Raw genomic sequence first — 21,661 nt, 5'->3', positions numbered from 1 at the left:
CGTGACCGCCGCTTTATCGCCGCAACCGGCCAGGTCGTAGAAAGCGCCTGCTTGCTTAATACTGTTCCTATAGCCGTGGCGCGGTGTTGGCCGTGCTACATCCCCCGGCGCAGCGCAGCCGTATGCACCGGTGCGTCCCACAATGCGGTCGTCTCGTCGTCGAGCATGGTCAGCGTGATCGAGCAGCCGGCCATGTCGAGCGATGTCACATAGGACCCGACCAGCGAACGGGCGACCGTCATGCCGTTTTTCTCGAAGATTTTCCGGGCGCTGTTGTACATCAAGTAGAGCTCCATCAGCGGCGTGCCGCCGAAGCCGTTGACGAAAAGCAGCGCCGGGCCTTTTGCCCTGTCACCGAGATCGCCAGATATCGCCGCGCAGATCTCCTCGGCGATGGCGTCGGCGCCCTTCAACGCGTCGCGGCGGCGCCCGGGTTCGCCATGGATGCCGACGCCGAATTCCATCTCGCCGTCGCCGATATCGAAGGTCGGCCTGCCGGCGGCCGGTACGGTGCAACTGGTCAGCGCAACGCCCATCGAGCGCGTCGCGCCATTGATGCGTTCGCCAAGCGCCTTCAACGGCTTCAGCGCCATGCCATGCTCGGCCGCGGCGCCGAGGATCTTCTCGACCACCAGCGTGCCGGCAACGCCGCGTCGGCCAGTGGTGTAGGAGGAGTTCTCGACCGCGACGTCGTCATTGGTCACCACTTGCATCACACCCTCCGACATTTCAGCGGCCATGTCGAAATTCATCACGTCGCCCTCGTAGTTCTTGACGATGAACAGGCAGCCGGCACCGGTGTTGACCGCCTCCGCGGCCGCCATCATCTGGTCCGGCGTCGGCGAGGTGAACACCTGGCCGGGGCAGGCGGCATCCAGCATGCCATGCCCGACCAGCCCGCCATGCAGCGGCTCGTGGCCAGAGCCGCCCCCGGAAATCAGCGCTACCTTGCCGGGCTTGAGTGTCCTGCGGCGCACGAATTTATGCTCGTCGCCAAGCACAAGGATGTCGGCATGGGCGGCAACGAAGCCGTCGAGGCTTTCGGTCAGCACCGTGTCCACAGAATTCAGAAACTTCTTCATGGCCGTCTCTCCCGAAATAGCTGAACGTGGCGCGACTATGTCCCGCCCTTGCCGGCGATGCTGGTAATCTTCTGGATGAAATCGTTGACCGCCCTGTCGAGCGCCGCGTTCTGTTTGTCGTCGCCGAAATCGGGAACGATGAGCGAAACATGCCGCGTCTTGCGCATGCCGGATGCCAGCGACATTTTTCCCGGATGCGCCTGATGGTAGGCGGCAAGAAAATGGTCGCGTTCGGCCGGGCTGAAATGGCAGACAGCGAAAATAGCCGGCAAATGTTTTGACGGGATCGGGATCGAGTAGGCCGGACTGGAAATCTGGGTGACGAAGCTGCGATGCTTGCCCAACGCGTCGGCGAGGCGCTGGCGCATGCCGGACGGGCGCTGGTCGAGGACCTGCGACAGGATCGTCTTGTAGGCGCGGATCGCCTCTTCGGAGCCGGCTTCAGGCGTCTTCTTGGTTTCGGCCATGCCGGTGCCTAGATCGAGACGTCCGCAATGGCCGCCTTGGCCATTGCGAGCTGGGCGGGAACCACGGAAAGATCGCGCAGGCCGGCCTCGATTAGCGCCGGGATCGCCGCCGGATCGCCGCCGGCGTCGCCGCACAGGCTGACCGGAATCTTTTGCGCGCGGCCGAACGCTGCAACCGAGGCGATCAGCCGAAGCACGCCCGGATGCCTGATCGAATTGAGATGCGCGACCGACGCGTTGTCGCGCGCCGCCGCCATCACATACTGGGTCAGGTCGTTCGAGCCGATCGAGAAGAAGGCGACCTCGGCAAACGCCTCAGGAGCGATCGCCACCGACGGCACCTCGACCATGATGCCGAGCAGCGGCATTTTTTGCGCGACGCCGCGCGCGGCAAGCGCGGCCTGCTCTTCGGCGAAGAGCGCAGCTGCTCGCTGATACTCGTCCCACACTGCGATCATCGGGAACATCACCTTGAGATTGCCATGCAAGGCGGCACGCAGCAGCGCCCTGATCTGCACCCGAAAAACCTCCGGTCTCGCCAGCGATAGCCTGATGCCGCGCAGGCCGAGAAACGGATTGCCCTCTTCGACGGTGAAGCCCGGCACCGGCTTGTCGCCGCCGGCGTCGACGGTGCGAATGGTCACCGGTTTGTCTTCAGCCCATTCGAGCACCTTGCGGTAGGCGCGATACTGCGTTTCCTCGTCCGGCAGCGTCTTGCCGAACAGGAACTCGGTCCGCATCAGCCCGACGCCATCGCAGGTCGAGACATCGATACCGTCGACATCGGACGGATCGGCGATGTTGACCTGCACCCGCACCTTAGTGCCGGCTTTCGTCACCGCTGGCCGAGCCAAAAAAGTTTCCGCCCTGTCGCGACGTGCCGCGAAAGACGACGACGATTGCCGGAACGCCTCGACCTCTGCCCTTGTTGGCCTCAACACGATGCCGCCGTGCTCGGCATCGAGCAGGGCGACGCCGGCAAGATCAGCCGGCGAAGCACCGAGCCCCACGATCATAGGCACGCCGCGCGAGCGCGCCAGCATCGCGACGTGGCTGGCGGTACTGCCCGCCTTCAGCGCAATGCCGCCGCCGGCGCTCCAGTCGGTTTCGAGAAAGCGCGTCGGCGCGATGTCCTCGCCGTAGAAGATGGCGCCTGTCGGCGCGGCAGCCGCGCTGTCCGCGGTCAGCGCGCGAAGCACTTGGTCTCTGATGTCGCGCATGTCGGCGGCGCGTGCCCGGAAATAATCCTGATCCGACGTTTCGTAGCCGACAATTTCGGCGTCAAGCGCCTGCCGCCATGCCGCATCGGCCGGCTGGCCGGCGGCAATCGCGGCATAGGCCGGGCCGGTCAGCGCATCGTCCTCCAGCATGGCGAGCTGGAATTCGAGAATGTCGGCGGCATCGCCCTCGGTTGCCTGGATCAGCTTGGCAAGCCGGCCTGTCGCTGTGCCGATTGCCGTTTCGAGCGCGAGCCTCTCGTCAGCGGCGGTCGCTTTACTTCTATAGCGCGCGACGACCGGGTCGAGGTTGAACAGCGGCCCTTCGGCATAGCCGGCCGAAGCCGGGATCCCCTTCAGCTTAAGCGGTTCGGGCATGGTCCACGCCCTCGTCGAAGTCGCGCCGCACCAGCTCGACGAGCGCGCCGACCGCCTCGCCGGCACCGTCGCCCTTGGCTCTGATATGCAGCACCGTGCCTTTCGGCGCCTTGGCCGCCATCACCTTGACGATGCTCTTGGCGTCGAACCAAGGACCGTTGGCGGCGAGCGCCACTTCGACTTCGGCCGAAAACGTCTTGGCGAGCTTGGTGAATTTCACCGAAGGGCGCGCATGCAGGCCGACCTCATGGGTGATCAGAACGGTGGCTTCAGCCGATGCGGACATTGAGTCAAAATTCCTGTTCATTCACGATGGCGACAATTCGTGTGCCGTCGCAACCACTTCCCTGAGCGAGGCGCCGCCGGACGCCTCCGTCGCCGCCATCACCGCTCCCTCGACGATCGGCGCGTTGCAGACGATGATCTTGTGCGCGCGCGGCTCGCCGATCATCTCGACCGCCATCTCGCTGTTGGTTTCGGCGCCGCCAAGATCGACAAGTATAGCGACACCTGCCTCCGACCAGGCCTTGTCGATCGCGCCCATGATCGCCTCGACATTGGTTCCCAGCCCGCCATGGCCGTTTCCGCCGCACCATGCAAGCGGCACTTCGTCGCCGACCATCTGGCGCACCATGTCGGCCGTGCCCTCGGCGACCAGCGGTGAATGCGATACGATGACGATGCCGACATTGCTCATGCTTGCCCCTCGATGGTCTCGGCGACAGCCCGCACCAGAAGCGCGGTCGAGCGTGCCCCGGCATCCATATGGCCGATAGAGCGGTCGCCGAGAAACGAGGCGCGCCCGCGCAAGGCCTTCATCGGCACGGTGGCATCGGCAGCACTGTCCGCGACATCGGCGATTTCCGGTCCGGTCTTTCCCTGCAGCAGGGCGTCATGCACCGGCTGCAGCACGTCGAGCATGGTCTTCTGCCCGACCTGCGACTTACCCCTGGCTGCCACCGCCTCGATTGCCTTGCCGAACGCTGCCATCAGATTGGCCCGATCCGGCTCTGCGGAAATTTCCTTGCCGAGTGCCATGAACAGGGTCCCGAACAAGGGGCCCGAGGCGCCGCCGACTGTCATCACCAGCTTGGTGCCGATCGCTTTCAGAGCGTCCGGCAGCGGCTTTGTCGCGAACGTGTCGGCCTCGGCGCGCACCGCCTCGAAGCCGCGCTTCATGTTGAGCCCATGGTCGCCGTCGCCAATCGCCTGGTCGAGCCTGGTCAGCTCTTCGGCGTGAGCGGCAATCGTGTCGGCGGTGACGGATATCAGCGTCTTCAGGTCAAGCTTGTCCATCGTCCCGCTCTTTTCCAGTGTCCCGTTCTTTTCCAATGTCTCGGGGCTCATCGGTTTGCAATCCTGTTTCCGGCCTGGTCGAAGAACAGCGGCGCCCGGTAGCGGATAATCACCCTGTCGCCTTTTTCCAATTGGATGTCGGGGTCGGTCAGCGTCACCAGCTTTCTGCTTCCCACCGTCACATGCAGGTGGTTCTGGTCGCCCAGATGCTCGACCCAGTTAACAACGCCGTCGGCGGGGCCATTCGATGCCTTGCCGATCGACAGATGTTCTGTACGCGCGCCGATCGTTTTGGTTCCCGCCGGCATGTCGCCATCCGGCAGCAGGCCGGTCGGCAACAGATTGATCGCCGGCTGGCCGAGCCTTGCGGCGACATGAACGTTTGCCGGCTCCGAGTAGATGGTGCGTGGCGTGCCGATCTGCGCCAGCACGCCGTCGGCAAGAATGCCGATGCGATCGGCCATCGTCATCGCTTCGATCTGGTCGTGCGTGACATAAAGCATGGTGGCGCCGACCTCGGCCTGGATGCGCTTCAGTTCGAGCCGGAGATCGGCGCGCAGCTTGGCATCGAGCGACGACAACGGCTCGTCCATCAGATAGATCGAGGGCTTGCGCACCAAAGCGCGCCCGATGGCGACGCGCTGCATCTCGCCGCCGGAAAGCTTGGTGGAGCGGCTGGAGAGCTTGTGATGGATGCGCACCATCTTGGCCACATCCTCGACGCGGCGGCGCACCGCGTCCTCGCTCAGCCGCCGCGCCGGCGAGCGCAGCGGAAAGGCCAGATTGTCGAAGACCGACAGATGCGGATAGAGCGAATATTGCTGGAAGACGAAGGCGGTGTCGCGCTCGGCCGGCGACAGCATTGTCGCATCGCGGCCGCCGATATGGATCGAGCCGGTATCCGGCCGTTCCAATCCGGCGATAAGTCTGAGCGTCGTCGTCTTGCCGGCGCCGGTCGGGCCGAGCAGCACGACGAATTCGCCGTCGGCGACGTGCAGATCGAGAGTGTCCACCGCGACATGTTCGCCGAAGCTCTTGGTCACGCCTTTGATCTGCACGTCAGCCACGATGCGCTCTTCCCTGGGAAGCCCCGTCATGGATTGCGGTTCGCACCGCGCGGCCGGAGACCTTCTCGAACAGCGACAGCCGTGCGCTGCTCAGCGCCAGGCCGACATGGTCGCCCGCATTGAGCCGGATTTCGGCCGGCACCCGCGCCTTGATGATGCCGCCGGATGTCTCCACCGCAACGATCTGCGTGGTGCCGAGATACTCGGTGCCATAGATGGCGCCGCGCAGCTTCGAAGCGTCGTCGAAGCGGATGTGTTCCGGTCGGATGCCGAGCGCCATGTCGGCCGGCGCGATGTCCTCGCGCACCTCCGGCACCGCCACCTTGGCGCCTTGCACCAAAATCTCCCTGGCGCCCTTTGAAAGCCCGCCGCCAAAGCCGAGAAAATTCATCGGCGGCGAGCCGATGAAATCGGCGACGAACATGGTCGCCGGCCGGTCATAGATTTCGCGCGGCGTGCCGAACTGTTCGATGACGCCGTGGTTCATAACCGCGATCTTGTCTGCCATCGACATCGCTTCCATCTGGTCATGCGTGACGTAGACCGTGGTGGCGTGGATGCGGTTGTGCAGTTCGCGCAGCTCATGCACCATGAGATCGCGGAATTCGGTGTCGAGCGTGCCGAGCGGCTCGTCCATCAGGAAGCATTTTGGCCGCCGCACGATGGCGCGGCCGAGCGCCACGCGCTGGCGATCGCCGCCGGCAAGACCGGAGACCGACTTGTTGAGCAGATGGTCGATGCGCAACAGCTTCGCCGTCTCTTCGACGCGCCGGCGGATTTCGATGCCTGGCGTGCCTTGCGCCAGCAGCGGGAAGCCGATGTTCTTGCGCACATTCATATGCGGATAGAGCGCGAACAGCTGGAAGACAAAGGCGATGTCGCGCTCGCGGGCACGCCGCATGGTAACGTCCTCGCCACCGAGCAGGATCTTGCCGCCGGTCGGCAACTCCAGGCCGGCGATCATGCGCAGCGTCGTCGTCTTGCCGCAACCCGACGGCCCCAGCATGACGAAGAACTCTCCATCTCTAACGACGAAGTTGGAATCCTGCACGGCGACGAAATCGCCGAATGCCTTCCTCAGATGCTCGACCCTGATCTCCGCCATCGTCTACTCCGGAAACTTCGAGACGATGATGAACATCGCCGTGCCGGCCAGCATGGTGATGAAGGAATAGGTGTAGAGCGGCAGCGCGAAGGGCTGGAACAACATCAGGAAGCCAATGGCAATGATCGCTGTGGCGACGTTCTCCATCAGGCCGCGCCGGAACGCACGCGGCCAGCGCGACTTGCGTTTTGCGGGTTGGGTCAGGCTCATTTGCGCACCGCGCCGAAGGTGATGCCACGCAGCAACTGCTTGCGGAGCAGGATGGTGAACACCAGGATCGGCACCAGGAAGATCGTCGTGCCTGCGGCGACCGCCGGCCAGTCCTGGCCGCCTTCGCCGATGATGGTCGGGATGAAGGGCGGTGCGGTCTGCGCCGTGCCCGAGGTCAGCAGTGCGGCGAAGGCATATTCGTTCCAGGCGAAGATCAGGCAGAAGATGGCGGTCGCGGCAATGCCGGTGGTCGCCTGCGGCAGCACGGTGCGCCAGAAGGCCTGCAGCCGCGTATATCCGTCGATCATAGCCGCTTCTTCGTACTCGCGCGGGATCTCGTCGATGAAGCCCTTCAGCAGCCACACGGCGAGCGACACATTGACCGCCGTATAGAGCAGGATCATGCCGAGCGCGGTGTCCGACAGGCCAATCTCGCGATACATCAGGTAGATGGGAATAGCGACCGCGATCGGCGGCATCATGCGCGTCGACAGGATGAAGAACAGCAGGTCGTCGGCCAGCGGCACCTTGAACCGCGAGAAGCCATAGGCCGACAATGTGCCGAGGAACACCGCGCAAAAGGTCGAGCCGAAGGCTATGATCAGCGAATTGACGAAGCGCGGCATGAAATTGGACGGGCCGGCGATCACCATGTTGCGCTTGCGCACTGTCTCATCGCAGATGCCCGTCGCCGGTCCCAGCGCGTTGATGTATTCCGGTGTCTGCCGGGTGCGGGTCGAGAAGAGATTGCAGTAGCCCTCGAGGCTCGGCTGGAACAGGATTTTTGGCGGATAGGCGATCGAGTCCGGCGGCGTCTTGAAGCTGGTGGCGAAGATCCACAACAACGGCACGATCGAGATCAGCGCGTAAAGCACGATAATTGTGCCGGCGACGCGCTTCGAAATCGCGGAGGGTGCGACAACAGAATGGGCTGACGTCAGGCTCATCTCTGCTTCACCTTGTTGAGCGCCTTGACATAGATGTTGGCCAGCCCGAACACCGCAACGAACAGGATTATGGCGAAGGCCGAGGAATAGCCGGTCCGCCAGCTTTCGAAGGCCTGCCGCTTCAGCGTGATCGAGGCGACCTCGGTGGTCGATCCCGGTCCGCCGCCGGTCAGGAGGTTGACCATGTCGAACATCTTGAAGTTCTCGATGCCGCGGAACAGTACCGCCAGCATGATGAAGGGCAGCGCCATCGGCAGCGTGATCGACCAGAACTGCCGCCAGTTGGAGGCGCGGTCGACCTCGGCAGCCTCATAGATGTATTCGGGGATCGAGCGCAGGCCGGCGAGACAGATCAGCATCACGTAGGGCGTCCACATCCAAGTGTCGACGATGACGATCGACCACGGCGCCAGCGACACGTTGGAGAGCATGCCGATCTGCGTTGCCGGAATGCCGGTGACGAACGAGATGGCATAGGCGAACAGGCCGATCTGCGGCTCGTAGAGGAAGCGCCAGAAATTGCCGACCACTGCCGGCGACAGCATCATCGGCACCAGAATGATGGTCGTCCAGAAGGCGTGGCCGCGAAACTTCCGATCGATCAGCCAGGCCAGGGTAAAACCGATCAGCGTTTGCAGCAGGATGGTCCAGAATACGAAATGCGCCGTCGTCTGCATGGCGATCCAGATGTCCTGGTCGCCGAGGATGCGCTTGTAGTTGGCAAGGCCGACGTTCCTGACCACCTCGTTGGGACGGTTGGCGCGGTAATTGGTGAAGGACAGATAGATCGCCCAGAACAGCGGGAAGATGTTGACGGCGAGCAGCAACAGGATCGTCGGCGAGATGAACAGCCAGGCGAGGCCCTTGTCGCTGATGCCTCGGACCTTGCGGGCCAACGGCTCAGGCGTAGCCCGGGCGACGCTGTCCGCAGTCCGATTGAGCATGGTCAGTCCCGCTTCGGTCACTTGGGTCGTCTCGACAGTGGAATTTATCTGAGCTGTGTCCCGTGCCAAGGGTGGCACGGGACACGCGGTCGTGGCTCGGGAGGAGCCGATTGGATACTGCCCCAACTACATCTTGCCGTCGTCCTGGAAGACCTCGGTCCAGTCCTTGACCAGGCCATCAAGTGCATCCTTGGCCGAACCCTGGCCGGCGACGACGTAATCATGGAAGCGCTTCTGCGACGCCTGCAGCAGCGGCGCATAGCTGGGCTCTGCCCAAAAATCCTTCACGATGGCCATGGAGTCGAGGAAGGTCTGCGCGTAAGGCTGGCTGGCCGGGAAGCCTGGATCCTTGACGACTGCGTTGAGGCAGGAAAAGCCGCCGAGCGACCACCATTTGGCCTGAACATCCTTGTTGGCGAACCACTTGATGTATTTGAGCGCAGCCTCCTGCTTGTCGGAGTAAGAGACCACCGAGATGCCCTGGCCGCCAAGCTGGGCGAATTGATCGCCGTCGGGCCCCTTGGGATTGGCGAAATAACCTATCTTGTCGCCGCCGACATTTTCGTCCTTCTGCAGGCCTGGCCAGGTAAAGGCGAAGTTCATGTGCATTGCCACCTGGCCGGATTTGAAGGCGTCGACGCCTTCGCCCATGTAGCTGTTGGAAGCCCCGGGAGGCGTGCAGCAGTCATAGAGCGCCTTGTAGAACTCAAGACCCTTCACCGATTTCTCGGAGTTGACGAAGCCGTCCATCTCGTATGGCTTGTCGGGATTCTCATATTTGAAACCGAAGCTGTAGAGCCCGTCCATGGCACCCATGGTGATGCCTTCGGAGCCGCGCTCGGTATAGATCGATGCGCCATAGACCGTCTTGCCGTCGATCTCGCGCTTCTGGAAAAACTCGGCGATCTGCTTCAGCTGGTCGAAGGTCGTCGGCGCTGCGAGATCCCAGCCGTACTTTTCCTTGAATTCCTTCTGCAGTTCCGGCTTGGAGAACCAGTCCTTGCGATAGGTCCAGCCGACGACGTCGCCCATGGCCGGCAACGCCCAGTAATTCGGCGAGTTCTTCGGCCATTCGGAGTAGCCGACGACGGTCGCTGGCACGAAGTCGTCCATGCTGATCTTCTCGTTGTCGAAGAAGTCGTTCAGCTTGACGTAGTGGCCGTTCTCGGCCGAGCCGCCGATCCACTGGCTGTCGCCGATGATCAGGTCGCACAGCTTGCCCTTGGAATTCAGTTCGTTGAGGAAGCGATCGGCATAGTTGGTCCACGGCACGAATTCGAATTTCATGCCGATGCCGGTTTCCTTGGTGAAATCCTTGGACAATTCGACAAGCGCGTTGGCCGGGTCCCAGGCTGCCCAGCAAAGCGTCAGATCTTCAGCCTGCGCGACATTCGAAACGGCGGTCGACGCAAACATCGCCGATGTCAGTCCCAACGTCAGTTTCAAGGTCGATTTCATGCCTTCCTCCCATTTGCGAAACGCGCCCGGATGACGGTTTCAAATAACCTCAAAACCCCCTCCTCAGGGGTCTAAACATGACGACGCGGTTAAGCGGCGGATGTTTAGTAATTTGTTTAGTGATGCAATTTTTACTAAACAACGCAAGCGAATTCGTCGCTGCGCTGCAGCATAATTCGCTTGTATCTGGGCGGTGATCCTGGCCGCGCCGTTCTATCACGAAATATCCCGACTTCCTGTCGCTCCTCGGCCGCGTCATCCTCGGTGGCTTCCGCCTTTGATTATGGCGAGTAGGTGGACCCGCTTTGAGTTGGTCCGTTGCCCGGTTGCGCGGCGACCGCCACCGCTGATATGCGGGGCGCGACCGACCTGCCGCGAGATTGGGTGGATGCATCCCTGAAACAATGACCAGAAAACCCTTGCCAGAGCTTCCGGTCTCCGCCGTCCTGCCGGCGCTCGGTGAAGCGCTCGGCCATGGCAACAGTGCCGTGCTGGTGGCGCCGCCCGGCGCCGGCAAGACGACGCTGGTGCCGCTGGCGCTGCTCGATGCAGCTTGGCTCGGCACGGGGAAGATCATTCTGCTCGAGCCGCGCCGGCTCGCTGCCCGCGCAGCCGCCCGCCGCATGGCCGAATTGCTCGGCGAGGAGCCCGGCGAAACGGTCGGCTATGCCATGCGGATGGAGAACCGCACTTCTGCGAGGACCAGAATTCTTGTCGTCACCGAAGGCGTGCTGTCGCGGATGATCCTCGACGATCCGGAGTTGCCCGGTGTCTCGGCGGTATTCTTCGACGAGTTCCACGAGCGCTCGCTCGACGGCGATTTTGGTCTGGCGCTGGCGCTCGATGTGCAAGGTGCGCTGCGGACCGATCTGCGATTGCTGGTCATGTCGGCGACGCTCGACGGCGCGCGCGTCGCTCGGCTGCTTTCCGGCGCCCCGGTGATCGAGAGCGAAGGCCGCGCCTTTCCCGTCGACATCCGCTACGACGAGCGGCCGGCCGGCATCGCCATCGAGGACGCGATGGCCAAGGCGATCCGCGCGGCCCTTGCCGAGGAGAGCGGCAGCGTGCTCGCCTTTCTGCCCGGCCAGCGCGAGATCGAGCGCACCGCCGAGCGGCTGCAAGGCCGCGTCAGTGCCGACACCGACATCGTGCCGCTCTATGGCATGCTCGACAACAAGGCGCAGGACGCCGCGATCAAGCCGGCGCCGTCCGGCCGCCGCAAGGTGGTGCTGGCGACCTCGATCGCCGAGACCTCGATTACCATCGACGGCGTGCGCGTCGTCATCGATTCCGGCTTGTCGCGCCTGCCGCGCTACGAGCCGGCCAGCGGCCTGACGCGGCTGGAGACGGTGCGGGTCAGCAAAGCCTCCGCCGACCAGCGCGCCGGCCGCGCCGGCCGCACGCAGCCGGGCGTCGCCGTCCGGTTGTGGCGGACCGAGCAGACCGCGGCACTTCCCGCCTTCACGCCGCCGGAAATCCTCGAGGCGGACCTTTCCGGACTTCTGCTCGATTGCGCCGCCTTCGGTGTCGCCGACCCGTCGAGCCTCTGCTTCCTCGATCCGCCGCCGGCCCCGGCACTCAACGAGGCAAGGGCGCTGCTTCGTGCGCTCGACGCCATTGACGAGGCAGGGCGACTGACGCAATCGGGTGCTGCGATGCGCAGGCTGGCACTGCCTGTGCGGCTGGCTCACATGGTCGCCGAGGTGGCAAACACCGGCCGGGCGTTCGAAGCGGCCATGCTCGCCGTGCTGCTCACCGAGCGTGGCCTGGGCGGCGACGGCGCCGACCTCGAACGGCGGCTGCTTCGGTTCCGATCCGAAAGATCGCCGCGCGCCACCGCCGCCCGGCAACTCGCCGAGCGGCTGGCGAAACAGGCTTCACCCTCCCCATCGAGGGGGACCGAAGGACGGGCCAGACCCGTGGTTCGCCCCAGTATATCGATCCGCGAAGCGGATCGGGGTGGGATTGGGTCGGGCACGCCATCGCCGACCCCACCCCGTCTCCCTCGCCTTGCTGGGCAAGGCTCACTCGCCGACCCTCCCATCGGGGGGGAGGGCAGCGCCGGCGCTCTCCTCATTCATGCCTGGCCGGACCGCGTCGCCAGGGCGCGCGGAGAGCGCGGCCGTTTCGTGCTGGCCAACGGTTCAGGCGCCATGCTCGACGCCGCCGACCCGCTTGCGGGCGAAACCTGGCTTGTCGTCGCCGATCTGCAGGGCAAGGCGCAGAACGCCCGCATTACGGCAGCGGCGGCGATAGACGAAGCCGACATTCGCGCTTCGCTCGCCGATAAGATCGAGACAAACCGCGAAACCAGTTTCGACCGCGACAGGCGTGCGGTGCGTGTGCGTGAAACCGTTCGCCTCGGCGCCATCACCCTGTCCGAACGGATGCTGCCGGCGCCGGCCGGCATCGCCGCCGATCGCGCCATCCTTGACGCCCTGCGCCAACACGGGCTGTCGCTTTTGCCGTGGGGCAAGGAGGCCGAAACGCTGCGCCAACGGCTCGGCTGGCTGCATCGCGGTCTTGGCGCGCCCTGGCCAGATGTTTCCGATGCGGCGCTCATCGACCGCCTCGACGACTGGCTGCTGCCCTTCCTTTCCGGCGCGGCGTCCTTTGCCGCGATCGATCCGGGCGTGCTTTCGGCCGGCCTCATGGCATTGGTGCCGCACGATCTGCAGCGCCGGATCGAGGCGCTGGCGCCGACCCATTTCGACCCTCCATCCGGCAGCCGCGTGCCGATCCGCTATGACGGTGAATGGCCGGTGCTGGCGATCCGCGTCCAGGAGCTGTTCGGTCTCGACCGGCATCCCGCGATCGCCAACGGCGCGGTGCCGCTGACGCTCGAGCTATTGTCGCCGGCGCATCGGCCGATCCAGACGACGCGTGACCTGCCCGGTTTCTGGCGCGGCTCGTGGGCCGATGTGCGGGCCGAGATGCGTGGCCGCTATCCCCGGCATGTCTGGCCTGAGAACCCGCTTCTCGCCACCGCCACCAGCCGTGCCAAACCGCGGGGGACCTAGCCTTTATTCTTTTCCGGCTATAATCCTTGGCCATGATAAACATCCTGCGGGCGCCCGACTTCCAGCAAAGCCAGCGGCTGCGCCTCAACACGCTGATCAGGCTGCGTTGGCTGGCCATTGTCGGCCAGAGCCTGGCGGTTCTTGTCGTGGCCTATGGGCTGAAATTCCCGCTGCCGGTCAGTCTCTGCTTCGCCCTGATCGCCTGTTCGGCCTGGATGAACCTGTTGCTGACCTTCCGCTATCCGGCGGCGCACCGGCTGACCCCGCTTCAGGCTTTCGCCATCCTGACCATCGACAGCCTGCAGCTTGCCGGTCTGCTCTACCTGACCGGCGGGCTCACCAATCCGTTTTCAGTGCTGGTCACAGTGCCCGTGGTCATCTCGGCGACGTCGCTGCCGCTGCGCCTGACCGCCATCCTCGGCGCGCTGGTGGTGGTGATGGCGAGCCTGCTGGTGTTCTTCCATCTGCCGCTGCCCTGGTACGAGGGCGCGCCGCTGGAGATGCCGTTCATTTACGTCGCTGGCATGTGGATGGCGGTGTTTTCCTCGATCGCCTTCACCGCGATCTACGCCTTCCGCGTGGCCGAGGAAGCCCGGCTGCTCGCCAACGCGCTTGCCGCCACCGAACTGGTACTGCAGCGCGAACAGCATTTGTCGGCGCTGGACGGCCTTGCCGCCGCCGCCGCGCATGAGCTCGGCACGCCGCTCGCCACCATCACGCTTGTTGCCAAGGAGATGGAGAAGGCGCTCCGCAATGACCCGAAATACGGCGAGGACGTGACGCTGCTGCGCTCGCAGAGCGAGCGTTGCCGCGAGATCCTCAAACGCCTGACCAGCCTGTCCTCCGAGGGCGAGGCGCATCTCTCCCGCTTGCCGCTGACCTCGCTGGTCGAGGAGATGACCGCCCCGCACCGCGATTTCGGCATTTCGATCAAGCTTCGCCCCGGCGAGCGCATCGGTCCCGAACCGGTCGGACGGCGCAATCCCGGCGTCATCTACGGCCTCGGCAATCTGGTCGAGAACGCCGTCGATTTTGCCCGCAAGAGCGTCACCGTGCGCTGGAGCTGGAACGAGGCAACGGTCGCCTTCTCGATCACCGACGACGGGCCGGGCTTTCCTCCCGAAATCATCGATCGCATCGGCGAGCCCTATATGTCGACACGCCAGGGCACCGAGGCTGGCGGCGGGCTCGGACTGGGGCTGTTCATCGCCAAGACCCTGCTTGAACGCTCGGGCGCCACGCTCGATTTCCGCAATTCAAACGAGCCGGGCGAGGGCGCCGTCGTGCGGATATCGTGGCCGCGCAGCGTCTTCCTCAATCCTGAATCGGCTTCGGCCACCATGTTTGACACGGCTTGAATTGGACAATAGCGCTCCAAAACTATATCTGCGTAAAATTCGGGCAGCAGGAATGTCAAGACGATGAATGGCGACGAAACGATTGGCGCAATGGTTGAGGGCGAGGACACCTCGCTGCTGATCGTCGACGACGACAGGCCATTCCTCACGCGCCTTGCCCGCGCCATGGAGACCAGGGGTTTCGTGGTCGAGACGGCCGAGAGCGTCGAGGAGGCCGTGGCCAAGGCGCGCGCCAATCCGCCAGCCTACGCGGTGGTCGACATGCGGCTCGCCGACGGCAACGGCCTCGACGTCGTTGCCGCCATCCGCGAGAAGCGCGACGACGCCCGCGCCGTCATTCTCACCGGCTATGGTAACATCGCCACCGCGGTTACGGCGGTGAAGCTCGGGGCCATCGACTATCTGTCGAAACCGGCAGATGCCGACGAGGTTTTCGCGGCTCTTACCCGCACTGCGGGCGAACGCGCCGCACCGCCTGAAAACCCGATGTCGGCCGACCGCGTGCGCTGGGAGCACATCCAGCGCGTCTACGAAATGTGCGACCGCAACGTCTCCGAGACGGCCCGCCGTCTCAACATGCATCGCCGCACGCTGCAGCGGATACTCGCCAAACGCGCGCCGCGCTAACGCCTGACCGTCCTTTGCGCGCGCCAAGGTCGCGTGGCACTGTAAGAACTGCCCTGCCATCGGCGGTTGCGCATGGTAGGCGACACGACGGAGACGAAATGCAGGACCAGAAGCCGCGGCCGACCTCCATCTTTCGCGAATTCCTGGCCAGCGAGGCGGCAGGCGGCATCGTCCTGATGGCAGCCGCGGCCTTGGCGCTGGTCGTCGCCAATTCGCCGCTGGCCAAAACCTATTTCGACGCCCTTCACGCCTATCTGGGACCGCTCAGCGTATCGCATTGGATCAATGACGGCCTGATGGCGGTGTTTTTCCTGCTGGTCGGCCTGGAGATCAAGCGCGAGATGCTGGACGGCCAGCTCTCGACCTGGCCGCGCCGCGCTCTGCCCGGCATCGCCGCTGCCGGCGGCATGCTGGTGCCGGCGCTTGTCTATGTCGCCATCAACCGCGACAATCCAGCCGCCCTGTCCGGCTGGGCGATCCCGACCGCCACCGACATCGCCTTTGCGCTTGGCGTGCTGTCGCTGCTCGGCAGCCGCGTGCCGGGGTCGCTGAAGGTATTCCTCACCGCGCTCGCCATCATCGACGACCTTGGCGCCGTCATCATCATCGCGGTGTTCTATACGAGCGGCCTGTCGCTCGCCTATCTCGGCGCCGCCTTCGCGGTCATCACTCTGCTCATCGTGCTCAACCGCATGAAGGTGCTGACACTGCTGCCCTATCTCCTGCTTGGTGTCGTGCTGTGGGTGCTTGTGCTGAAATCGGGCGTCCATGCCACGCTCGCCGGCGTGGCGCTGGCCCTGACCATACCTTTGAAAATCACCCCCGGCATCAGCCAGGATTCAGACCATTCCCCGCTGCACCGGCTCGAACACGGACTGCACAGGATAGTGCCCTTCGTCGTCGTCCCGATCTTCGGCTTCGCTAATGCCGGCGTCTCGCTCGCCGGCCTCAGTGCTGCCACCCTGGTCGAGCCGCTGACGCTGGGCGTCGCCGCCGGCCTCGTTGCCGGCAAGCTGGTCGGCGTGTTCGGTTCTTCTGCGCTTGCCATCCGGCTCGGCCTCGCCGATCTGCCGGTCAATGCCGGCTGGCTGCACATGGTCGGCATTTCGCTGCTCTGCGGCATCGGCTTCACCATGAGCCTGTTCATCGGCCTGCTCGCATTCGCCAGCAATGTCGAGCTCCAGGACGCGGTGAAAGTCGGCATCCTCGCCGGCTCCTTCATCGCCGCGATCCTCGGCGCCGCCGTGCTGCTGTTGGCGTCGGCGGCGAATGGGGACGAGGAGGAAGAGTAGCCGACGAACGTCGCGCCGCCCCTCATTGCCCTGCCGGGCATTTCTCCCCGTATAGAGACGGGGAGAAAGACGCCTTCGCAAAAGATTTCGCCAATCTCCAGCGTTGCAGAATGGGTGCCAAGATTGCGGCCAGCGTCCCTTCTCCCCGTTCATGGGGAGAAGGTGCCGGCAGGCAGATGAGGGGCAGCGCAAACGTACAGGGGAATCCGAAAACCCTCTACTCGCTCTCGCCATCCAGCGCCGGCACCGCCACACCGGCAAGTTCCGCCGCCAGCAGCCGCGAGGCTCCGGCCCGTGCGATCCTCAGCATCAGCGCCTTGCGCGTCGCCGCCGCCATGCGGTGCTCGGGCGCATCGCGCAGGATTTCGGCGCCGTAGCCGTCGGAAAGGATAAAGCCGCATTCCTGCGGAAAGATATCCGAGGGCACGCCGGGATGGGTGGCGAAGAAGAAGCGGTCGGAGTGCAGCCGGTAATCCGGCCATTTGCGGTCGACCCTGAAATCCTCGATCGAGGATTTGACCTCGATGATCCAGATGTCGCCTTGGCGGGTCAGCGCGACAAGGTCGGCGCGGCGCCCGGTCGCCAGCGACAGTTCCGGCAGCACATGCGCGCCCATCTCCCTGAGCAGCCGCTGCACGCCGCGCCGAACCAGCATCGCGCGCTCCGACTGGCGGCCATCGATCAGGGGATTGAGAGGAATCGGTGAGATAATTGGCATGGCGGCATCATGCCAGACTTTGTTCACGGTTTGAACCCGTTTTTTGGGAGGCACTCAAGCGCGCTTGAAATGTGGTTTTGCATGAAATCTTGGTGCTCGAACAACACCGCAAGTTCCACACATTAGCAATATGAGATACTGTGCGAATGCGGGTGGCTCTAGGGAGTGTGGATGATGAACGCGGACGAGATGCAGGCGGTAGCCGACACCCTGATGCGGGTCGTGACGCCTGACATGGCACCCAAGCAATTGATCAAAGCGGCCAGGAAGGAACACCCGAACGCGTCAAAGAAGGACATCGCCCGCGCGGCGTTCTTCTCGATTATCGCCAACGCCGAAGAAGACCACGGCAAGGCAAGGAACCTGCAGGCATTCGCCATAGCCGAGCGTGTCGACGGTACCTCTTGATCCCTGGAAATCCCAACCTGCAAAACGGCTGACGTCGCCGCGCAACCTTCACACCTGGGCGGGAACGACTTTGTCAGATGGCAAAACCGCCCCCGCAATATCGTCCAGGATCGGGCAGTCCGGCCGGTCATCGCCGTGGCAGGCATGGATCAGCTTCTGCAGGGTCGAGCGCATCGACTGCAATTCGCGCACCTTCTCCTCGATTGCCGTCACATGCGCGGCGGCGATCTCGCGCACGTCATGGCTGGCGCGGCTGCGGTCCTGGTAGAGCGCCATCAGCTGGCGGCAGTCGTCGATGGAAAAGCCGAGATTGCGCGCGCGGCGCAGAAACGTCAGCCGGTGGATGTCGTCGCCCGAATAGTCGCGGTAGCCGTTGCCGGCGCGCTGCGGGCGGATCAGGCCGATCTCCTCATAGTAGCGAATGGTCTTGGCCGGCAGGCCGGAACGCTGGGCGGCATCTCCGACATTCATGATTGGTTCCCTAACTTCCGGCGGCCTGGCGGACCGCCCCATTGAATTTCCTACATAATCTTATGAGTGCCGTTGCCGAAAAGCCACAGCTGCGGACTTACCGGCATGTAAGCCCCTGCATATAGGCATCGCCCGCTTGGCAAGCAAAGCAAATGCCAGCATGAATGATGGCGACAAGGCGGCCGTCTCGTGCCGCTATCTTTCGGGCGGGGCATCGGACCTTTTCATGCGCATGAAGTCATTCGCAATCGTCGCCGCACTTGCGCTGTCGACGGCTATTGCTGGTTGCAGCACCATCGGCTCGCAGATCTTCACCAACAACTATGGCCCGATGACCGATGCGGGCTATCAACTGCCGCGCATTCCGATCGAAAAGGTGCCGTTCAAGTACCGCCGGCAGATCGTGAGCTACGACACCGGTGAAAAGCCTGGCACCATCGTCGTCGATACGCAGAACAAGTTCCTCTATTATGTCATGGGCGGCGGCGAGGCGATGCGTTACGGCATCGGCGTCGGCCGCGAGGGTTTTGAATGGCGCGGCACCGCCCGCATCGCGGCGAAGCGCCAATGGCCGACCTGGACGCCGCCTTCGGCGATGATCAAGCGCCAGCCGGAACTCGCCAAATTTGCCGGCGGCATGGATCCCGGATTGACCAACCCGCTCGGCGCGCGCGCCCTGTATCTGTTCAACAAGGGCGGCGATTCAGGCTACCGCCTGCATGGCAGCCCGGAGTGGAACTCGATCGGCAAAGCGATGTCGTCGGGCTGCATTCGGCTGATGAACCAGGACATCATCGACCTTTACGACCGCACCTCTGTCGGCGCCAAGGTCATCGTTCTCTAGAGCTCATACGCGGACCGTCTAGGCAACAACTGACGTCCCAAAACAAAAAACCGGGCAATTTGGCCCGGTTTTTTGTGTCGCGCGAAGGGGCGAATTGACGTCCTTTGATCTTAAGAGACCTGTTCGACCTGCTGCACCTCGGGCACAAAATGCCGGAGCAGGTTCTGGATGCCGTGCTTCAGCGTCGCCGTCGACGACGGGCAGCCGGCGCAGGCGCCCTTCATGTGCAGGAATACGGTGCCATTCTCGAAGCCCCGGAAGGTGATGTCGCCACCGTCCTGGGCGACCGCCGGACGCACCCGCGTGTCGAGCAGTTCCTTGATGGTGATGACCAGTTCCTCGTCGGCCTTGTCGTAGAATTCGCCGGTCTGGCTGGTCTCGGCGGCGGGGCCGGCCCTGGCCATGACCGGCGCGCCGGACATGAAGTGCTCCATGATGGCGCCGAGGATCGCCGGCTTCAGATGCTGCCAGTCGGGGCCGTCCTTGGTCACGGTGACGAAATCATAGCCGAAGAAGACGCCGGTGACGCCGGGGATCTCGAACAGCCGGCCGGCCAGCGGCGAAGCCGCGGCAGCGCTGTCGGCATCGCGGAAATCGGCGGTGCCTTCGAGAAGCACTTCCTTGCCGGGCAGGAACTTCAATGTCGCCGGATTTGGCGTCGATTCGGTCTGGATGAACATGGACGTCTCCGAGCCCGTTCGGGCATATAGTTTGGAATAATTCTAAATAGGCCCTATCGGCAGGACATTCAAGCGAAAGCCATCGCGGGAACGGCTGGCTGGGAGAATGTTTTTGCGGTCTTCTGCAACACACCTTAGGCCAGGCTGTCGATTTCTTCGTCTGACAGGTTCTGCGGCACCACTGTCACCGGGATCGGGAAGGCGGCGCCCTTGCCGGCAACCGCGCCGACCAGCGGGCCCGGCCCCTCCTTGCCGGCGCCGGCGGCCAGCACGAGGATGGCGATATCCTGGTCCTCCTCGATCAATTTGTGGATCTCTTCCGTCGGCTTGCCTTCGCGCACCACCAGTTCCGGCTCGATGCCGAGCTTCTGGCGCACCTTGTTGGCATAGCTGTCCAGTGCGGCGCGCGCGGTGGCGGTGGCCTCCTCGCGCATGATCTTCTCGACACCCAGCCAATGCTGGAAATCGTCCGGCTCGATCACATAGAGCAGCACCAGCACGCCGCTGGTGCTCTGCGCGCGCTTCGAGGCGTAGACGACGGCCCGTTCGCATTCGGGCGTGTCGTCGATAATCGCCAAAAACTTGCGGCGATGGCCGGCTTCGCGGCTGAGGCGTTTGGAGACCATATTCTACCTCAAATGGTTTCGGTCGCAATCTGCCACCGCCACGGCCCGGCCGCAAGCGACCGGCGGATGTAGCGATATTGGCTGCAGATTAACCCTGCAGCAGGCCGATGATGTCGCGCACGGTCTTCATCGTCGCCTCGGCCAGCAGGCCGGCCCGCTCGCCGCCATCCCTGAGCACCGCGTCGACATAGGCGCGGTCGTCGGAAATGCGGCGCATTTCGCCGGCGACCGGCGCCAGCTTTTCCACGGCAAGGTCGGCCAGCGCCGGCTTGAACACCGAAAACTGCTGGCCGCCGAACTCTTTCAGCACTGCCTCCTTCGATATCTCGGCGAGACCCGCATAGATGCCGACCAGGTTTTCGGCTTCCGGCCGGCCGGCCAGGCCGTCCAATTCGCCAGGCAACGCCTCCGGGTCGGTCTTGGCCTTGCGGATCTTCTTCGAGATGCTGTCGGCATCGTCGGTCAGATTGATGCGCGACAGGTCCGACGGATCCGACTTCGACATCTTCTTCGAGCCGTCGCGCAGCGACATGATACGCGCCGCCGGTCCGCCGATGATCGGTTCGGTCAGCGGGAAATAACCGTTCACGGTCTCCTCGCCGACCTTCATCTCGACGCCGACGCCAAGGCCGGCGATGCGGTCGGAAAAGTCGTTGTTGAATTTTTGCGCGATGTCGCGTGTCAGCTCCAGATGCTGCTTCTGGTCATCGCCGACCGGCACATGGGTGGCGCGGTAGACAAGGATGTCGGCCGCCATCAGGCTCGGATAAGCGAGCAGCCCGAGCGAGGCGTTCTCGCGATCCTTGCCGGCCTTGTCCTTGAACTGCGTCATCCGGTTCATCCAGCCGATGCGGGCGACGCAGTTGAAGATCCAGGCAAGCTCGGCGTGCTGCATGACCCGCGACTGATTGAAGACGATGTGCTTCGTCGGGTCGATGCCGGAGGCGAGAAACGCCGCGGTGATCGCGCGCGTCTGGTCCTTGAGATCCTCATGGACAAGCTGCGCGGTCAGCGAATGCAGGTCGACGACGCAATAGATGCAATCGGAGGTGTCCTGCAGGGCGACGAATTTCTTGATGGCGCCGAGATAGTTGCCGAGGTGCAGATTGCCGGTCGGCTGGACGCCGGAAAAAACGAGGGGCTTGAAGGCGGTCATATGTCCTCATGGCTTGTGGAGGGCCGTTTCGCGCGCGGCGAAAGTCTTTCGACGGCGCGCTTATGGACGAGAGCGAGGTGACGATCAAGGGGCTGTAGGCGATCGCAGCAGAGCGATTGCTTCAGGTCGGATGGCGTGTTCGATGTTGTTGGCGCTGCGCTTGTAGCGCCTGTCTCGGCTTGACAGGTCGGCGCCGCCCCTCATTGTCCTGCCGTGTCCAGTTGATAGATGGGTAACACTTTGAACCGGATACATGGGTTACAGTTTTCCCCCTGTAGTGTCCGCCGCAG

23 protein-coding genes are annotated in these 21,661 nt (G+C 63.8%); 6 read left to right on the top strand and 17 right to left on the bottom strand.

The genetic code is table 11. The features are described 5' to 3' along the window. Positions 1 to 95: 95 nt before the first annotated feature. From dhaK to AC0L2R_RS03445, 12 genes are all read right to left on the bottom strand, one after another. On the bottom strand, positions 96 to 1,082 hold the full coding sequence (gene dhaK / locus AC0L2R_RS03500) for a dihydroxyacetone kinase subunit DhaK (RefSeq protein ID WP_473507751.1): 987 nt from the start codon (positions 1,080 to 1,082) through the stop codon (positions 96 to 98). Positions 1,083 to 1,117: 35 nt separating this feature from the next. Further along, positions 1,118 to 1,549, bottom strand: a complete 432-nt coding sequence (locus AC0L2R_RS03495; RefSeq protein WP_023796729.1) for a hypothetical protein — start codon at positions 1,547 to 1,549, stop codon at positions 1,118 to 1,120. Positions 1,550 to 1,557: 8 nt separating this feature from the next. Then, the gene (gene ptsP / locus AC0L2R_RS03490; protein WP_473507750.1) at positions 1,558 to 3,144 is read right to left on the bottom strand and encodes a phosphoenolpyruvate--protein phosphotransferase; all 1,587 of its coding nucleotides are present in this window, start codon (positions 3,142 to 3,144) and stop codon (positions 1,558 to 1,560) included. Continuing rightward, the gene (locus AC0L2R_RS03485) at positions 3,128 to 3,430 is read right to left on the bottom strand and encodes an HPr family phosphocarrier protein (RefSeq protein WP_023796727.1); all 303 of its coding nucleotides are present in this window, start codon (positions 3,428 to 3,430) and stop codon (positions 3,128 to 3,130) included. Before AC0L2R_RS03485 ends, ptsP begins: the two co-directional genes overlap by 17 nt. 21 nt (positions 3,431 to 3,451) lie before the next feature. Then, positions 3,452 to 3,841 carry a dihydroxyacetone kinase phosphoryl donor subunit DhaM gene (gene dhaM / locus AC0L2R_RS03480; RefSeq protein ID WP_027151568.1) on the bottom strand — a complete coding sequence of 130 codons (390 nt, stop codon included), beginning with the start codon at positions 3,839 to 3,841 and terminating at the stop codon, positions 3,452 to 3,454. Next, positions 3,838 to 4,440: a dihydroxyacetone kinase subunit DhaL gene (gene dhaL, locus AC0L2R_RS03475; RefSeq protein WP_473508055.1), complete on the bottom strand. Its 603-nt coding sequence runs from the start codon at positions 4,438 to 4,440 to the stop codon at positions 3,838 to 3,840. The genes dhaM and dhaL overlap by 4 nt, the downstream gene beginning before the upstream one ends. 47 nt (positions 4,441 to 4,487) lie before the next feature. Further along, positions 4,488 to 5,507, bottom strand: coding sequence for an ABC transporter ATP-binding protein (locus AC0L2R_RS03470; protein ID WP_473507749.1), 1,020 nt, complete (start codon positions 5,505 to 5,507; stop codon positions 4,488 to 4,490). Beyond that, positions 5,500 to 6,612 carry an ABC transporter ATP-binding protein gene (locus AC0L2R_RS03465; RefSeq protein WP_473507748.1) on the bottom strand — a complete coding sequence of 371 codons (1,113 nt, stop codon included), beginning with the start codon at positions 6,610 to 6,612 and terminating at the stop codon, positions 5,500 to 5,502. Before AC0L2R_RS03465 ends, AC0L2R_RS03470 begins: the two co-directional genes overlap by 8 nt. Before the next feature lie 3 nt (positions 6,613 to 6,615). Continuing rightward, entirely contained in the window at positions 6,616 to 6,822 is a 207-nt protein-coding gene (locus tag AC0L2R_RS03460) for a hypothetical protein (RefSeq protein WP_091592832.1), read from the bottom strand. Then, positions 6,819 to 7,769: a carbohydrate ABC transporter permease gene (locus AC0L2R_RS03455; protein ID WP_128183364.1), complete on the bottom strand. Its 951-nt coding sequence runs from the start codon at positions 7,767 to 7,769 to the stop codon at positions 6,819 to 6,821. The genes AC0L2R_RS03460 and AC0L2R_RS03455 overlap by 4 nt, the downstream gene beginning before the upstream one ends. Beyond that, positions 7,766 to 8,713: a carbohydrate ABC transporter permease gene (locus AC0L2R_RS03450; protein WP_128183436.1), complete on the bottom strand. Its 948-nt coding sequence runs from the start codon at positions 8,711 to 8,713 to the stop codon at positions 7,766 to 7,768. Before AC0L2R_RS03450 ends, AC0L2R_RS03455 begins: the two co-directional genes overlap by 4 nt. 126 nt (positions 8,714 to 8,839) lie before the next feature. Beyond that, entirely contained in the window at positions 8,840 to 10,171 is a 1,332-nt protein-coding gene (locus tag AC0L2R_RS03445; RefSeq protein ID WP_473507747.1) for an ABC transporter substrate-binding protein, read from the bottom strand. A 404-nt stretch (positions 10,172 to 10,575) separates the two neighbouring features. On the opposite strand from AC0L2R_RS03445, the gene hrpB reads away from it, so the two are divergent. The 4 genes from hrpB to nhaA all read left to right on the top strand — a co-directional run bounded on the left by hrpB (position 10,576) and on the right by nhaA (position 16,468). After that, complete coding sequence (gene hrpB, locus AC0L2R_RS03440) at positions 10,576 to 13,191, top strand: ATP-dependent helicase HrpB (RefSeq protein ID WP_473507746.1); 2,616 nt, start codon at positions 10,576 to 10,578, stop codon at positions 13,189 to 13,191. A gap of 32 nt (positions 13,192 to 13,223) precedes the next feature. Next, the gene (locus AC0L2R_RS03435) at positions 13,224 to 14,549 is read left to right on the top strand and encodes an ActS/PrrB/RegB family redox-sensitive histidine kinase (RefSeq protein ID WP_473508054.1); all 1,326 of its coding nucleotides are present in this window, start codon (positions 13,224 to 13,226) and stop codon (positions 14,547 to 14,549) included. A 63-nt stretch (positions 14,550 to 14,612) separates the two neighbouring features. Then, on the top strand, positions 14,613 to 15,176 hold the full coding sequence (locus AC0L2R_RS03430) for an ActR/PrrA/RegA family redox response regulator transcription factor (RefSeq protein ID WP_023796717.1): 564 nt from the start codon (positions 14,613 to 14,615) through the stop codon (positions 15,174 to 15,176). A gap of 98 nt (positions 15,177 to 15,274) precedes the next feature. Further along, complete coding sequence (gene nhaA, locus AC0L2R_RS03425; protein ID WP_473507745.1) at positions 15,275 to 16,468, top strand: Na+/H+ antiporter NhaA; 1,194 nt, start codon at positions 15,275 to 15,277, stop codon at positions 16,466 to 16,468. A 217-nt stretch (positions 16,469 to 16,685) separates the two neighbouring features. Here the strand turns inward: nhaA and AC0L2R_RS03420 are convergent, their stop codons facing one another. Further along, on the bottom strand, positions 16,686 to 17,186 hold the full coding sequence (locus AC0L2R_RS03420) for an MmcB family DNA repair protein (RefSeq protein ID WP_473507744.1): 501 nt from the start codon (positions 17,184 to 17,186) through the stop codon (positions 16,686 to 16,688). Positions 17,187 to 17,360: 174 nt separating this feature from the next. On the opposite strand from AC0L2R_RS03420, the gene AC0L2R_RS03415 reads away from it, so the two are divergent. Next, the gene (locus tag AC0L2R_RS03415) at positions 17,361 to 17,594 is read left to right on the top strand and encodes a hypothetical protein (protein WP_077377488.1); all 234 of its coding nucleotides are present in this window, start codon (positions 17,361 to 17,363) and stop codon (positions 17,592 to 17,594) included. A 48-nt stretch (positions 17,595 to 17,642) separates the two neighbouring features. Here AC0L2R_RS03415 and cueR read toward each other — a convergent pair whose 3' ends face one another. Next, the gene (gene cueR, locus AC0L2R_RS03410) at positions 17,643 to 18,065 is read right to left on the bottom strand and encodes a Cu(I)-responsive transcriptional regulator (RefSeq protein WP_036261399.1); all 423 of its coding nucleotides are present in this window, start codon (positions 18,063 to 18,065) and stop codon (positions 17,643 to 17,645) included. A gap of 226 nt (positions 18,066 to 18,291) precedes the next feature. On the opposite strand from cueR, the gene AC0L2R_RS03405 reads away from it, so the two are divergent. Beyond that, complete coding sequence (locus AC0L2R_RS03405) at positions 18,292 to 18,909, top strand: L,D-transpeptidase (RefSeq protein ID WP_287239227.1); 618 nt, start codon at positions 18,292 to 18,294, stop codon at positions 18,907 to 18,909. A 110-nt stretch (positions 18,910 to 19,019) separates the two neighbouring features. On the opposite strand, the gene AC0L2R_RS03400 is transcribed toward AC0L2R_RS03405, so the two are convergent. The 3 genes from AC0L2R_RS03400 to trpS form a co-directional block, all read right to left on the bottom strand. Then, positions 19,020 to 19,589 (bottom strand): NifU family protein, encoded by a 570-nt coding sequence (locus AC0L2R_RS03400; RefSeq protein ID WP_473507743.1) that lies wholly within the window; start codon positions 19,587 to 19,589, stop codon positions 19,020 to 19,022. Between the two features lie 134 nt (positions 19,590 to 19,723). Further along, the gene (locus tag AC0L2R_RS03395; protein ID WP_023796709.1) at positions 19,724 to 20,215 is read right to left on the bottom strand and encodes a universal stress protein; all 492 of its coding nucleotides are present in this window, start codon (positions 20,213 to 20,215) and stop codon (positions 19,724 to 19,726) included. 88 nt (positions 20,216 to 20,303) lie between these two features. Further along, positions 20,304 to 21,371 (bottom strand): tryptophan--tRNA ligase, encoded by a 1,068-nt coding sequence (gene trpS / locus AC0L2R_RS03390; RefSeq protein WP_027151584.1) that lies wholly within the window; start codon positions 21,369 to 21,371, stop codon positions 20,304 to 20,306. Between the last annotated feature and the right edge of the window lie 290 nt (positions 21,372 to 21,661).

The organism is Mesorhizobium sp. WSM4820 (assembly GCF_055811075.1).
Note: the sequence above shows the minus strand (reverse complement) of the source record. Positions and strands in the feature narration are given on the sequence as shown.